10 protein-coding genes and 1 pseudogene are annotated in these 13,758 nt (G+C 71.7%); 3 read left to right on the top strand and 8 right to left on the bottom strand.

Annotated features, from left to right (window positions below):
• Positions 1-5: 5 nt before the first annotated feature.
• Positions 6-695, top strand: a complete 690-nt coding sequence (locus CUT39_RS06210; RefSeq protein WP_100445102.1) for a TetR/AcrR family transcriptional regulator — start codon at positions 6-8, stop codon at positions 693-695.
• A gap of 28 nt (positions 696-723) precedes the next feature.
• Here CUT39_RS06210 and CUT39_RS06205 read toward each other — a convergent pair.
• The 4 genes and pseudogenes from CUT39_RS06205 to moaA form a co-directional block, all read right to left on the bottom strand.
• A pseudogene (locus CUT39_RS06205) lies at positions 724-1,848 on the bottom strand (MinD/ParA family ATP-binding protein); the annotation flags it as partial.
• Between the two features lie 129 nt (positions 1,849-1,977).
• A complete protein-coding gene (locus CUT39_RS19970; RefSeq protein ID WP_157930508.1) occupies positions 1,978-3,201 on the bottom strand; it encodes a UvrD-helicase domain-containing protein in 1,224 nt (407 codons plus the stop codon).
• Between the two features lie 69 nt (positions 3,202-3,270).
• Positions 3,271-3,513 (bottom strand): MoaD/ThiS family protein, encoded by a 243-nt coding sequence (locus CUT39_RS06195; protein WP_100445101.1) that lies wholly within the window; start codon positions 3,511-3,513, stop codon positions 3,271-3,273.
• 2 nt (positions 3,514-3,515) lie between these two features.
• Positions 3,516-4,514, bottom strand: coding sequence for a GTP 3',8-cyclase MoaA (gene moaA, locus CUT39_RS06190; RefSeq protein WP_100445100.1), 999 nt, complete (start codon positions 4,512-4,514; stop codon positions 3,516-3,518).
• A gap of 209 nt (positions 4,515-4,723) precedes the next feature.
• Here moaA and CUT39_RS06185 point away from each other — a divergent pair, with 209 nt between their 5' ends.
• Entirely contained in the window at positions 4,724-7,075 is a 2,352-nt protein-coding gene (locus CUT39_RS06185; RefSeq protein ID WP_198586919.1) for an endo-1,4-beta-xylanase, read from the top strand.
• Between the two features lie 71 nt (positions 7,076-7,146).
• On the opposite strand, the gene CUT39_RS06180 is transcribed toward CUT39_RS06185, so the two are convergent.
• The 4 genes from CUT39_RS06180 to CUT39_RS06165 all read right to left on the bottom strand — a co-directional run bounded on the left by CUT39_RS06180 (position 7,147) and on the right by CUT39_RS06165 (position 12,394).
• On the bottom strand, positions 7,147-8,010 hold the full coding sequence (locus tag CUT39_RS06180; RefSeq protein ID WP_100445098.1) for a fructosamine kinase family protein: 864 nt from the start codon (positions 8,008-8,010) through the stop codon (positions 7,147-7,149).
• A 5-nt stretch (positions 8,011-8,015) separates the two neighbouring features.
• The gene (serC, locus tag CUT39_RS06175; protein WP_100445097.1) at positions 8,016-9,128 is read right to left on the bottom strand and encodes a phosphoserine transaminase; all 1,113 of its coding nucleotides are present in this window, start codon (positions 9,126-9,128) and stop codon (positions 8,016-8,018) included.
• Positions 9,129-9,174: 46 nt separating this feature from the next.
• The gene (locus tag CUT39_RS06170; RefSeq protein WP_198586918.1) at positions 9,175-11,193 is read right to left on the bottom strand and encodes a PIG-L family deacetylase; all 2,019 of its coding nucleotides are present in this window, start codon (positions 11,191-11,193) and stop codon (positions 9,175-9,177) included.
• Between the two features lie 112 nt (positions 11,194-11,305).
• A complete protein-coding gene (locus tag CUT39_RS06165; RefSeq protein WP_100445095.1) occupies positions 11,306-12,394 on the bottom strand; it encodes a citrate synthase 2 in 1,089 nt (362 codons plus the stop codon).
• Positions 12,395-12,748: 354 nt separating this feature from the next.
• Between CUT39_RS06165 and CUT39_RS06160 the strand changes: the two genes are divergently transcribed.
• Positions 12,749-13,645, top strand: coding sequence for an aldose 1-epimerase family protein (locus CUT39_RS06160; protein ID WP_100445094.1), 897 nt, complete (start codon positions 12,749-12,751; stop codon positions 13,643-13,645).
• The last annotated feature ends 113 nt before the right edge of the window (positions 13,646-13,758 follow it).

Here is a 13,758-nt window from a genome sequence, read left to right as displayed (position 1 = left end):
ACGGGGTGTCAAGGCGGTGGTGCGGTGAGTGGATCCGTTCACTCGCGCACCGGGGGTGCCGCCGCCCATTCCGGTCATTGACCGGTAGCACCGGGTGTCGATACGGTGCAAATGTGAATAGAAATAAGAATGCCGACTTGGACAGAGTCCTGAGGGCGGCGACCAGAACCTTTCTCGAAAACGGGTTCTCGGCAACCTCCATGTCGGACCTGGTGGCGGCCACCGGCATGAATCGCGCCGGCCTCTACTCCTCGTTCGGATCCAAACATCAGCTCTACATCACCGCGCTCGCGCGCTACCGCGAGGACACCGAACCCGAGATACGCACGATCGCCCGCCGGGCGCTCGAACGCGACCCGGCCGATCAGGTCGACGCCCCCCGCGTGATCGGCGACATCCTCGAAGTGGTGGCCAGGCACAGCAAGGAAGGCGGGTTCGTCCTGCGCGCCGCCGTCGAACTTGCCGACGACCCGGCGACCGTGCGGCGGGTCCAGGACGCCTGGTCCGAGCTGGAACGCGATCTGACCGCGATCCTGGCACGCGCGGCCGACCAGGGCGAGACCGCGATCGACGACCCCCGCCGCCTGGCGCGGACGGTCCTGGTGTTCATCCAGGGCGCCTACGTCGTCGGCCACGCCGACGAGGACGACCGCCGACTCGCCGACGCCGTGGCCGGGCTGACCGGGCTCCTCTGAACCGGACGCGGACGCCCCACCCCGCGCCTCACAGCCCTTCGGCGACCGAAGCCCCGATCCGGAGCCAAGCGGCCAACGACGCTCTGCTCAACGACTCGTAGCGGATCGGCTCCCCCGAATCCAGCAGCTTCTCGTACGGCGCCAGCAGCACCGCGCGCGTCCTGGCCGCGAAGTGACGCTGCACCGCCGGCAGGTCGACGTCCTTGCGATGGGCCGGCATCGAGACCACCGAGACCGCGCCCCGCACCAGCTCCCGGCGCCCGGTCTGCTCCAGGTGGTCGAGCATCCTGGCCGCGGTCTCGGCCGAGTCGTTGCGGGCCGACATGGTGACCACGAGCTGATCGGTCGCGTCGATCGCCGCCTGCCAGTTCGCGGCGCGCACGTTGTTGCCGGTGTCGACGACGATGAGCTTGTAGAACCGCGAGACCGCTTCGCGCAGGTCGCCGAAGGCGTGCGAGGTGAGCATCTCCCCGGCCGTGGCCGACTCGTCGGAGGCCAGGACGTCGAACATCGCCCCGCCCTGGGCGCGCACGTACTGCGACAGATCGCCCACCCGCCCGGTCGGGCCCTTGAAGTGATCGAGGTCGCGCAGCAGGTCCCGGACGGTGCGCAGGTGGAAGTCCTGCTGGGCTCGCATGCCGAGCGTCCCCTGCGTCTCGTTGTTGTCCCAGGCGAGCACGTAGCCGCCGCGGGCGCGACCGAACGTCAGCGCGAGCATGAGGACCGCGACGGTCTTGCCGGCCCCGCCCTTGGGATTGACGACGGTGATCTGGCGCAGCCCGCCGAAGTTGCGGCGCACGGTGTCGACGTGGTAGTGCCTGGTGCGCTCGCGGGCGCTCGGCGGCAGCGACAGCAATCCGAACGACAGCCGGTTGAGCGCGGCGCGCAGGCCGGTCTCGGCCGAAGGTTCCTCCGGCGGCACGACGCGGCGGCCGGCGAAGTCGTCGGCGGTGACCGCGACCGGCTCGAGTGCCCCGGGGTGGTCGGGGAAGGCCGGCACCGGGCGGTCGGCCGGCGGCGGCTCCGGCCGGGCCGGCTTCCCGCCCGGCGCCCGGTCCGAACCCGACCGCGCCGCGGGCTCGGACCGCTCGCCTTGCGGGACACCGGTCTCGTGCGGGGCGAACGGCGACCAACCTGGAGCATCGCGCCGGCGCAGAGGCACAGTGTCCTCCTCGGTGTGCTCCATGGGCCCTCCCTAGGTCGACTGCTGCGGTCTGCGACCTATTGTGGCCTATCGAACCGTGGTCGCGCGGGAACTCCGCGTCGCGACCGCGCGGCGCGCTCAGAGCAGCCGCGGCTGCTCAGGGCCCGAACGCGTCACCGGTACCATCCCGAATGGACTGAAAAGGCCCTGATCTACATCGGCCAGGAGGGGCGAGCCGAGCCCGGTGTGGCTCACATAGGCCAGATCCCGAGTGCGGCTCAGGGCGACGTAGAGCTCGCGGCGGGCCACGGCGGTGTTCGGCCAGGCCTCCTCGGTGACCCCGGTCAGGCACACCACGCGGTACTCGCCGTCGGCGGCCTCGGCGACCGACACGCCGCCCGGGCCGATCACGGCGATCTCGTCGTCGGCGACGCCGAACTCGTCGAGGCGGCCGATCAGGTCGTCGACGAAGCGCTTCTCGTCGTCGCCGTCGACCGCGTAGCACCGTCCGATGCCCGACCCCTCCAGGGCCGGCCGCTGCGGCTGGGTGAGCCGACCCGGCACCCGGCTGATCGGCTCGATGACCTGCGAGGAGGCGACCAGGACCGCGGCGGGGCTGCGGTGGTTGCGCGAGAGTCGGACGACGTGGGCCTGCGCGAACTGGTCGGCGAAGGCCTTGAACGCGGCGGGCTCGCCCGAGCACAGCGCCGAATCGGGATCGCCGGTGGCGGTGACGTCCGCACCGGGGCGGCGCTGCTCCATCAACTGCCGGTAGAGCCGCATTGGCATCCGCGGCAGGTCGTCGACGAACAGGTGGCCCAGCTCCGGGGCGACGCGCCGGTAGGAGGAGCCTTTCGAGTTCTCCCCGGTGAAGTCGGCGAACTCGGCGACGGTGATCCGGGCGGCCTCGTCGCCGAGCAGCTCGGCCAGCTCGCGGCGGATGCGCGCGGCGCCGGCGGCGGAGGCGGCCACGACCAGGCACTGCCGGGCGGGCACGCCCAGCTCCTGGACGAGGTAGGCGACGCGCCGGATGAGCAGGTGGGTCTTGCCGGTCCCGGGAGCGGCGTTGACCAGCAGCGGCCCGGGGCCGGCCGAGGCCGCCACGCGCTGCATCGCGTCCAGGGAGTCCAGGAGACCGGCGCCGACCTCGGCCATGCCGGTCAGCAGCGGGGCCGAGTCCTGCCGGGGATCGGGGGCCGTGGTCGTCAGCACCGGCTCCGGCATCGGGACGGCCTCGCGCGCGGACCTGGAATGGTGCCGGCCCGGACGGCGACGGCGCTCGGCAGTGGTCCGCATGTCGGCTGACAGCTCGAACAGCGGGGACGCCACCTGTGGTCTCGATCGTTCGTCAGGTCGGCGCACCACTGCATCCTCGCAAACGGGAATCGGTGGGGGCCAGGCGGCTCCCCGGAGGCACAGTCCGAGAAATCCTCACCCTCCGGCGAAGGGCGGGAGCACCTCGACGGTGACCCCCTCGGCGAGCGGCGCGTGCTCATCGCGCGCGGTCAGGCCGTCGACCAGGATCGTGGCCACCTTCAGGATCCGCTCCAGGCCGGGGCCGTGCCGCTCGGCCAGCGCGGTCCGAAGCTCGGCGACGGTCGCGGCCGCCACCCGCTCCTCGGCGCGGTCGGCGGCGGCCTTGGCGCCGGCGAAGTATCTGACCCGCACCGGCATACTCAGCCCCCGATCGCCGACATGGGCCGGGAGGGCTGGAGGAACGACGGATCGTCGATGCCGTGGCCGGGCTTCTTGCCCCACATCGCCTCGCACCAGCGCGCGGCGATCTCCTCGTCGCCGGCCCCGGAGCGGGCCAGATCGCGCAGGTCGGTCTCCCCGGTGGCGAACAGGCAGTTGCGGACCTGGCCGTCGGCGGTCAGCCGGGTGCGGTCGCAGTCGCCGCAGAACGGCCTGGTGACCGAGCCGATGACGCCGACCTTGGCGGGGCCGCCGTCCACCAGCCAGGTCTCGGCCGGAGCCGAGCCGCGGTGCGCCGGGTCGGGCGTGAGGTCGAACTCGGCCCGGAGGGCCTCGAGGATCTCGGCGGCGGTGACCATCTGGTCGCGGCGCCAGGTGCCGCCGGCGTCGAGCGGCATCTGCTCGATGAACCGGAGCTGGTAGTCGTGGGCGAGCGCGTAGCGCAGCAGCGCGGGGGCCTCGTCGTCGTTGATGCCGCGCATGAGCACGGTGTTGAGCTTGACCGGGGCGAGTCCGGCCGCCGAGGCGGCCTTGATGCCGTTGAGGGTCTGGTCGAGGCGGTCGCGCTTGGCCAGTTCCTTGAAACTGTCGCGGTCGATGGTGTCCAGGGAGACGTTGACGCGGTCGAGCCCGGCCTCGACCAGCGGCACGGCCAGGCGTTCGAGACCGATGGCGTTGGTGGTCAGGGAGACCTCGGGGCGTGGCTCGAGGTCGGTGACCGCGTCGATGATGGATCTCAGGCCGGGCCGCAGGAGCGGCTCGCCGCCGGTGAAGCGGACCTCGGTGACGCCGAGCCTGGTGACGGCGATGCCGACCAGCCGGATCACCTCGTCGTCGGTGAGCATGGTCGGTTTCGGCAGCCACGGGAGTCCGGCTTCCGGCATGCAGTAGGTGCAGCGGAGGTTGCAGCGGTCGGTCAGCGAGACCCTGAGGTCGGTCGCCACCCGGCCGTGGCGGTCGCGCAGGCGTGGGCTCGACATAAATCGAGCCTAGTCCGTAGAAGTGACAGTTTCGTTAAGTGCGACGAGACGTGCAGGTACCGGGCGGGTGGGCGGCGGATTCGGCCGACCCCCCGCGGTTGACACCCCTCGATGTCTCTCGTAATATGACGGCACCCTCACCGAAAGTTTCAAATTGGTTCCGAAACTTTCGCTACCCCGCTAATCCCTCTGCTCCGGAGCTGAAGAACATGACAGATCGACCCCCGTCCCATCTGCGCCGCATCGGTGCGCTCGGAGCCGGAGCGCTGCTGCTGCCGACAGCCGCGCTCGCCTTCGCGCCCTCTGCGGCCGCCCAGGAACCGACGGTCGTCTACGAAGCCGACTTCGACGACGGCGACCTGAACGGCTGGACCGAACGCGGCGCGGTCACCCTCTCGGTCGAGGACGGCAGTCTGCTGACCACCGACCGCGGGGACACCTGGCAAGGCCCCGCGCTCGACGTCACCGACATCATCGCCCCCGGCGGCACCTACGAGATCGAGCTCGACGCCCGCCTGGCCGACGGCAGCCCCGGCGACGCGCTCACCGTGACCATCGAGAGCACCACCGACGGCGAGTCCAGCTACGACAGCATCGCCTTCGAGGCCGCCGCGAGCACCGACTGGAACACCTACGGCGGCGAGTACAGCACCGGCGGGGCCGACAGCCTCACCCTGTACGTCGAGTCCCCGGTCGTCGAGGACTCCTACTACATCGACAACGTCGTCATCACCGAACTGGACCCGCCCGGCGTCGAGCAGGACATTCCGAATCTCAAGGACGAGCTCGGCGACCACTTCCCGATCGGCGCGGCCGTGGACGGCCGCGACATCGTCGACCCCTCGGCGGAGCTGCTGAACAAGCACTTCAACTCCATCACCGCCGAGAACCACATGAAGCCCGAGTCCATCCAGCCCACCGAGGGCGAGTTCGACTGGACCGAGTCCGACGAGCTGGTCGACTACGCCGAGGCCAACGGCATGCGCGTGTGGGGCCACGTCCTGATCTGGCACAGCCAGACCCCCGACTGGTGGTTCGAATACCCCGAGGACCACGAGAACGCCGGCGAGCCGCTCGGCAGCTCCGATGAAGACCGCGACATCATGATCCGGCGGATGGAAGACCACATCGGCGCCATCGCCGAGCGCTACGGCGACAGCATCTGGGCCTGGGACGTGGTCAACGAGGTCATCAGCGACAACAACGACGAGGTGCACCGCAACAGCCGCTGGTACCAGATCTTCGAGGGCACCGACTACGTCAACCAGGCCTTCGAGATCGCCCGCGCCGAGTTCGACGCGGTCGGCGCGACCGACGTCCAGCTCTACATCAACGACTACAACACCGAGAACCCCGGCAAGCGCGACAACATGTACAACCTGGTCGAGGACCTGCTCGCCGACGGCGTCCCGGTCGACGGCGTGGGCCACCAGACCCACGTCAACCTCAACACCTCGCTCGACCAGATCGAGGACAGCATCGTCAAGTTCGACCAGCTCGGCCTGTCGCAGGTCATCACCGAGCTCGACGTGGTCATCGGCGCCCCGACCGAGGACGAGGAGTTCCCCGAGCTGGAGGACCGGCTCATCGAGCAGGGACACTACTTCCGGGACCTGTTCGACATGTTCCGGGACCACTCCGACAAGATCGACACGGTCACCGCCTGGGGCCTCCACGACGGCCGCACCTGGCAGCGGACCCGCGAGACCCCGCGGCCGCTGGAGAGCCCGCTGATCTTCGACGACCAGCTTCAGTCCAAGTGGGCCTACTGGGGCATCGTGGACCCGAGCGAACTGCCCGAGCTCCCCGACACCGAGGAGCCCGATTACGCCCGCGTCCAGGTCCCGCGCGCCGACACCGCCCCGGTGATCGACGGCGAGGCCGACGAGGTGTGGGACACCGCTTCGGAGGTGACCACCGAGGTCCACGTCGAGGGCAGCGAGGACGGCGCCAAGGCCCAGGTCTCGCTGCTGTGGGACGAGGGCTCCTTCTACGCCCTGTTCGCGGTCGCCGACCCGGTCCTCGACGACGCCAGCGCCAACGCCTGGGAGCAGGACTCGGTCGAGCTGTTCCTCAACCCGGGCAACACCCGCACCGGCGGCTACGACGAGTCCGACGGCCAGTACCGGGTGAACTACGAGAACGTCGTCTCGGTCGGCGCCAACGGCCCCGACGCCGGCGAGATCACGAGTGCGACCTCGCAGGTCGACGGCGGCTACCTGGTGGAGGTGTCGATCGAGCTGGCCTCCGAGTTCGCCGAGGTCGGCGTCGAGCAGGGCCTGGAGCTGCAGGTGAACGACGCCGCCGACGGCGAGCGCACCGCGGTCCACACCTGGTACGACCCGACCGGCCAGTCGTGGAACACCAACGCCGACTGGGGCATCGCCGAGCTCGTCGAGGACCTCGACGGCGCCGGTGACGGCTCCGGCGGCGGGAAGCTCCCCGCGACCGGCCTCGGTCTGACCGGCGGCATCGCCGCCGCGGCGGCCCTGGCCATCGCCGGAGCGATCGCCCTGTGGCTGGTGCGCCGCCGTCGCATGGCTGCCGACTGGGGCGAGTAAGACCTCTCCTCCCGTTGCAGATGGGCCGGCCCGCCGCGGAAGCGGCGGGCCGGCCATCGTCGTCTCGGGTGTCAGGAGAAGCGGGCCACGACCTCCATCAGCGGCCCCCGGAAGGAGCGGCCGAACAGGGTGGTGTGGACCAGCAGCGGGAACAGTTGGTGGAGGCCGATCCGCTCCCGCCAGCCGTCGGCGAGCGGGGCGACTTCGAAGTAGCCGGCGAGGATCTCCTCGTACAGCGGCACCCCGCCCCACAGCGGCAGGTTGGCCAGGTCGGTCTCGCGGTGCCCGCCGTGCGCGGCCGGGTCGATCATCCAGGCCCGGTCGGCGGCCCAGTGGACGTTGCCGAACCACAGGTCGCCGTGGGTCCGGGCGGGCGGTTCGGGCGGTCCGGCCAGCTCCGGGAGCCTGCCGGCGAGGGCCTCGATCGCGGCCGCGTCGGCCGCGTCCAGCGCCCCGTTGTCGCGCGAGGGCCGCAGGTAGGGCTCGATGCGGCGCGCCGCGTACCACTCGGGCCAGTCCGGCCCGGCCGGGTCGTTGTCCATGAACGTCTCGCCGATGTAGCCGCGCCACGGGGCGCCGAACCGCTCGGCCCCGGCCTTGTGCATGAGGGCGATCCGGCGGCCCAGCTCGACCGCGTGCTCGACGGTGGGTTCGGCCGGCTCCAGCCACGGCTCGACCAGGATCCGGTCGTCGGCGTAGAGGACCTCGACCACCGATTCGCACGCCTCGCGCAGCCAGCGGAGCCCGTTGGCCTCCGCGGCGAGGTATCCGGGCCGGTCGCCGTGGGCGAACTTGGCGAACGCCGAGGAGCCGTCGTCGAAGGTCAGGCGCTGCGCCGAGGCCGACGCTTCGGACTTGACCGGGGTGGTGCGCACCCGCTGGTGCTCGATGAGCGCCGGGAGCAGCCGCAGCCGCTCCCGGTCCGATGCCTCCATGCCGCTCAGGAGAGCCGTTCGGCCACGTAGTCGATCGACTCGGTCAGCTTCGCGGCGTCGGCGGGGTCGACGGCCGGGTAGGTGGCGATGCGAAGCTGGTTGCGGCCGAGCTTGCGGTACGGCTCGGTGTCGACCACGCCGTTGGCGCGAAGCACCTTCGCGATCTCGGCGGCGTCGACACCGTCGAAGTCGATCGTGGTGACCACGTTGGAGCGCAGTTGCGGGTCGGTCACGAACGGGTCCGCGAAGTCGCGCGATTCGGCCCACGAGTACAGCGTCCCGGCCGAATCGGCGCAGCGGTCGGCGGCGGCTTTGAGGCCGCCGGCGGCGTTGAGGGCGTCGACCTGCTCGGCGGCGAGGAAGACCGTCGCCACCGCGGGGGTGTTGTAGGTCTGGTCCTTGCGCGAGTTGTCGATGGCGGTCTTCAGGTCCAGGAAGGCCGGGATGTAGCGGCCGGAGGCGGCGATGCGCTCGGCGCGTTCGATCGCGGCCGGGCTCATCAGCGCGATCCACAGGCCGCCGTCGGAGGCCAGGCCCTTCTGCGGCGCGAAGTAGTAGCAGTCGGTCTCGGCCGGGTCCACCGGGAGTCCGGCGGCGGCGCTGGTCGCGTCGTGGAGCATCAGGCCGTCGGCGGCGACCCGCTTGACTTCGACGGCGACGCCGGTCGAGGTCTCGTTGTGCGGGGTGGCGTAGACGTCGACGCCTTCCTCGGCGGTCAGGTGCGCGGCCGTGCCGGGTTCGGCGGTGACGACGGTCGGGTCGGCCAGGTGCGGCGCGGCCGCGACCGCCCCCGCGAACTTGGAGCCGAACTCGCCGAAGCTGGCGGCCTGGACGCGGTGGTCGACCAGTCCGAAGACGGCGGCCTCCCAGAAGGCGGTGGTGCCGCCGACGCCGACGATCACCTCGTAGCCGTCGGGGAGCGAGAAGAGCTCGGACAGCCCCCGGCGCAGCCGCCCCACCTGGTCCTTGACCGCGCTCTTGCGGTGGGAGGTGCCCATGACGGACTTGCCGGCGTCGGCCAGGGCGGCCATCGCCTCGGTCGGCACCTTGGAGGGGCCGGATCCGAATCGCCCGTCGGCGGGAAGCAGTTCGGCGGGGATGGTGATCTCGTCGGTCACTGTCGGCTCCGTTCTCGGTCGGTCCTGCGCCTCACTGTAGTCGGGATCAGTCGTCGCGCCGCCGCGCGGGGGCCCACGCGGTGGGCGGTCCGTCACCGGCCGCGGCCTCGGCGGAGTAGAGCGCGCCGTCGGCGCCGACCGCCCACAGCCGCAGGATGCCGGCGGCGTCGAAGGCGAGGGCGGGCCGCCGGGTCAGGACGACGTCGCCGTGGCCCCAGCGGATCCGGGGCCGCTCGGACGGACCGTGCTCGAGGGCCTCGACGCCGAAGACGGCCACGGCGGCGGCACCGGCGCCGTTGTCGGCGGCGATGGCGACCGTGCCGTCGCCGGAGACGGCCACCGACGGCGGCATGATGCCGCCTTCGAGCCGCAGGAGGGTCGCCGTCCAGGTCCGGCCGCGCCCGAAGTGGACCACGACGTCGGCGCTGCCGCCGGAGCGGGAGGCGAGGACGATGCGCCCGCCGGGCCCGCCCGCGGCGGCGACGGCCCCGGCGGGGGCGTAGCCGGGCTCGCCGCCGACGTGCGGCAGGTCGAGGTCGCGGACGGTCCAGCCGTGGCTGGTCCACCGCCAGATCGCAAGCCCGGAGGGGGTGGCGCCGACGATCTCGATGCGGCCGTCGGCGGTGGCGTAGGCGTGCGGGGAGTCGTGGATCATGGGGCCGTCGAGTTCGGTCCAGTCGGTCCAGTCGCGGCCGACCGGCTTGGTGCGGACGGCGATGGCGCGGTCGGGCGCCCGGACGGCGACCAGGGCGGTGGTGCCGTCGTCGGCCGCGGTCGGCGGGCCGATACGGCGGGCGTACTCGCCGGTCCCGGCGGGGTTGCCCAGATCGGTCCACCGCCCGGTGGCCAGGTCGAGGCAGTGGAGGTCGCGGACGTGGGCGGCCGGGTCGTGGGTGTGGTCGGCGCGGATGCCGAACACGCGCGAGCCGGCGGTGGCGATGCCCGGAAGCAGGTCGGGCCCGCCCATTTCGGTCGATCCCGGTCCGCTGTGGAGGCGCAGGCGGGTGCCCTGGACGGTCAGCGCCCGGTGCCGCCCTCCGGTCTCGGCGGCGGCGACGGCGGCCGCGTAGCGCGGGTGGGTGCCGAGCCCGTAGGAGTCGCCGGTGCCGGGGCCGACGACGACGCGGTCGCCGCAGCCGACCGGGTCGCCGCAGTCGAAGCCGTCGGCCCAGGAGTAGAGGTTCAGGGCCCGGCCCTTGGCGTCGCGGTCGGCGGCGCCGAGGTTGCCCGGCCAGCGGCGGTTGTAGTAGCCGCGCCAGGATTCGATGACCGCGGCTCCGGCCCATTCGCGGGCGGCGTCCCATGCGAACAGGGCGGCGGCGGTGTGGTCGATGTGGTCGGAGTAGCCGCGCTGCTCGGCGCCGAGCCGCTCGCCGACGACCGGGTCGGGATCGGGGTCGAGGGTGTTGACGACCGTCGGCCGGTAGTGGTCGAGCAGCTCGAGCAGGCTGCCGGTGACCGTCTCGCGGTCGACGGCGGTCGCGTCGGTGAGCGGGGAACCGGTGGGCGGCAGCACCAGCGAAGACCGCAGGTCGCCCTCCCACAGACCGAGCAGGCGCGTGTAGCGCCCGGTGATCCGGCCCAGGTTAGTCCACAGTGAGCAGAAGATGAGCTGGACGTCGGGGCGTCGGCGCAGCAGGCAGACCTCGACCTGCTGACCGGAGCCGAGGACGGCGCGGGAGCGATCCCAAGGCGATTCGGAGTCGCCGGTGGCCATGTGGGCGTAGGCCCGCCGCAGCCCGGTGTTGCGGGCGGCCGAATAGCCGGCGTAGTCGGGAGCGCCGGCCGGGTCGCGGGTGTTGCGGCCGTCGGACTCCCCGGCGGTGAGCACGACGGTGCAGAGGGCGGCCCCGGCCGCCAGGACGCGGGCCATGCGCGGGTTGATGAAGTACAGGCAGTCGTCGGGGTGGGCGACGACCTGCAGGTGGACCGGCCGGGTCCGGGGCGGGGGCGGCAGGGGGCGTTCGTCGCGGCCCGAGTCCCACACCGACCGGGCGCTCTCGGCTCCGGCGGCGGCCACGGCGAGGCCGGCGAGGCCTCCGACCAGGAGGTCCCGCCGGCGCAACGAAGATCGTCGGGGCACGGGGGCCGGGGAGGGCATCGGTGGTCTCGTTCGGCGAAGTCAGCGGTGGGTTTCCGGCCTCATCCTATCCGAACGAGCCGACTCGGGCGGGGCGCTACTTCCAGCCCTCCACTTCGGATGGCCGACGGGGTCCGGGGCCGACGTACTTGGCCGAGGGGCGCACGATCCGGCCGAGCTTCTTCTGCTCGAGGATGTGGGCGCTCCAACCGGCGACGCGGGCGCAGGTGAACATCGGCGTGAACAGTTCGGAGGGCACCTCGGCGAAGTCGAGCACCACCGACGACCAGAACTCGACGTTGGTGGCGAGCACGCGGTCGGGCTTGCGGGCCTTGAGCTCGGTGAGCGCGGCGCGCTCGAGGGCCTCGGCGATCTCGTAGCGGGGCGCGCCCAGCCGCCGGGCGGCGTCGCGCAGCACCCGCGATCGCGGGTCCTCGGCGCGGTAGACGCGGTGGCCGAAGCCCATGAGGCGCTCGCCGGAGTCGAGCAGCTCCTTGACGTAGGACTCGGCCTCGCCGCGCTTTTCGACCTCTTCGATCATGTGCAGCACGCGCGAGGGGGCGCCGCCGTGGAGCGGGCCGGAGAGCGCCCCGATGCCCGAGGAGATCGCGGCGGCGGCGTCGGCGCCGGTGGAGGCGACGACCCGGGAGGTGAAGGTGGAGGCGTTCATGCCGTGCTCGGCCGCGGAGATGAGGTAGGTGTCGACGGCCTTGACGTGCGCGGGGTCGGGTTCGCCGCGCCAGCGGCGCATGAAGCGCTCGGTGATGGTCTCGGCCTTGTCGATTTCGGACTGGGGCACGGCCGGGCGGCCGGAGCCGCGGGCGGACTGCGCGATGAACGACAGGGTGGTGACCGAGACGCGCGCGAGGTCGTCGCGGGCGGTCGCCTCGTCGATGTCGAGCAGGGGCGCCAGTCCCCAGAACGGGGCGAGCATGGAGACCGCGGCCTGGGCGTCGACGCGGGTGTCGCCGGAGGACACGGGCACGGGAACCGGTTCGGCGGCGGGCAGTCCGTTGCCGAACCCGCCGTCGACCAGCAGGCCCCAGACGTCGCCGTACGAAGTCTGACCGACCAGGTCCTGGATGTCGACGCCGCGGTAGCGGAGCGCTCCGCCTTCCTTGTCGGGCTCGGCGATCTCGGTCTCGAAGGCGGTTACGCCTTCGAGACCGGGCTTGAACTCAGACATCGTTGTACTCCTGAGTGGTTGTCCCTGTTGCAGCCGACCGGGGGCTTCCGGGAGGCGACGGTTCGTAGTCAATGGGGAAATGGTGCCTCAAGCAGTTCGACTACGGAAGACCGCGCGCGGCGGGGGTGATCCCGATCCGGCACCCGAAGACGGCGCAAAATATGAGACGAGCATCGTGAGCTTGGGTTTTCATACCGTTTTGACCGATTCAGTGGGAGGTTTTCGATAACGACTGTTGTCGGTTCCAACGGTTCGCTGCGATCTCGCACACATCGATACGCGTGCCTCCGGCCGTCGGTCATGAGCTAACGTCAAAGCACGTCCCGCCCATCCCGAACGACACGGAGGTACCCGATGGCGCTGTCCGGCGAGCAATGGTCGATCGCCTACAACGACCACGAGGCGACCATCGTCGCCGTCGGCGGCGGCGTGCGCTCTTACACCTACCGCGGCCGCCAGATCGTCGCCGGATACGGCGACGACGAGCTCGCGCCCGGCTGGGCCGGCCACGTGCTCGCCCCCTGGCCGAACCGGGTCCGGGACGGCGAGTACACCTACGGCGGCGAGCGGTACCAGTTGCCGATCAACGAGATCGCCACCAACACCGCCCTGCACGGCTTCGTCGCCTGGATGGAGTGGAACGCCGTCGAGGTCACCGGCAGCTCGGTGACGCTCGAGTGCCGCCTCCCGGCGCGGATGGGCTACCCGTGGACGCTGCAGCTCCGCACCCGGTGGTCGGTCGGGCCCGGCGGGCTGCGGGCGGCGCACACCGTGTCCAACCCCGGCACCAGGACCGCGCCGTTCGGGTTCGGCACGCACTGCTACTTCACCGCCGGCGGCCTGGACCGCATCGACGAGGCGACCCTGCACGTACCGGCCAAGAAGAAGCTGAAGCTCGACAAGCAGCAGATCCCGACCGGCTCCGGACCGGCCGAACTCGGCGAGCCGACCTCGCTGGGCGGCCTGGTGCTCGACGACGCCTACGGGCAGCTCGAACGCGGCTCGGACGGGACGGCCGAGGTCAGGCTCGCCGACCCGGTGTCGGGGGCGGCGACGCTGGTGTGGATGGACGACTCGTTCGACTGGGTGCACATCTTCACCGCCGACGGGCTCGAGGGCGAACGGCGGCGCGGCTCGGTCGCGATCGAGCCGACCACGTGCCCGCCGAACGCCCTCGCCAGCGGCGAGGACCTGATCGAACTGTCCCCGAGCGAGGCGTGGTTCGGCGTCTGGGGCATCCGCCCCGAGTAGACCCGAGTGACCGTCACTTCTCGACGGTACCGCCGCCGGTTGTCCACAGGACACCTGCATCCTTTCTGAACTGCGAAAACATCCACTCCGGTCGAAGTTATCCACAGGCCGCG

Origin of the sequence: Glycomyces xiaoerkulensis, assembly GCF_002798405.1 — a bacterium.
Lineage (GTDB): Bacteria > Actinomycetota > Actinomycetes > Mycobacteriales > Micromonosporaceae > Glycomyces > Glycomyces xiaoerkulensis.
Note: the sequence above shows the minus strand (reverse complement) of the source record. Positions and strands in the feature narration are given on the sequence as shown.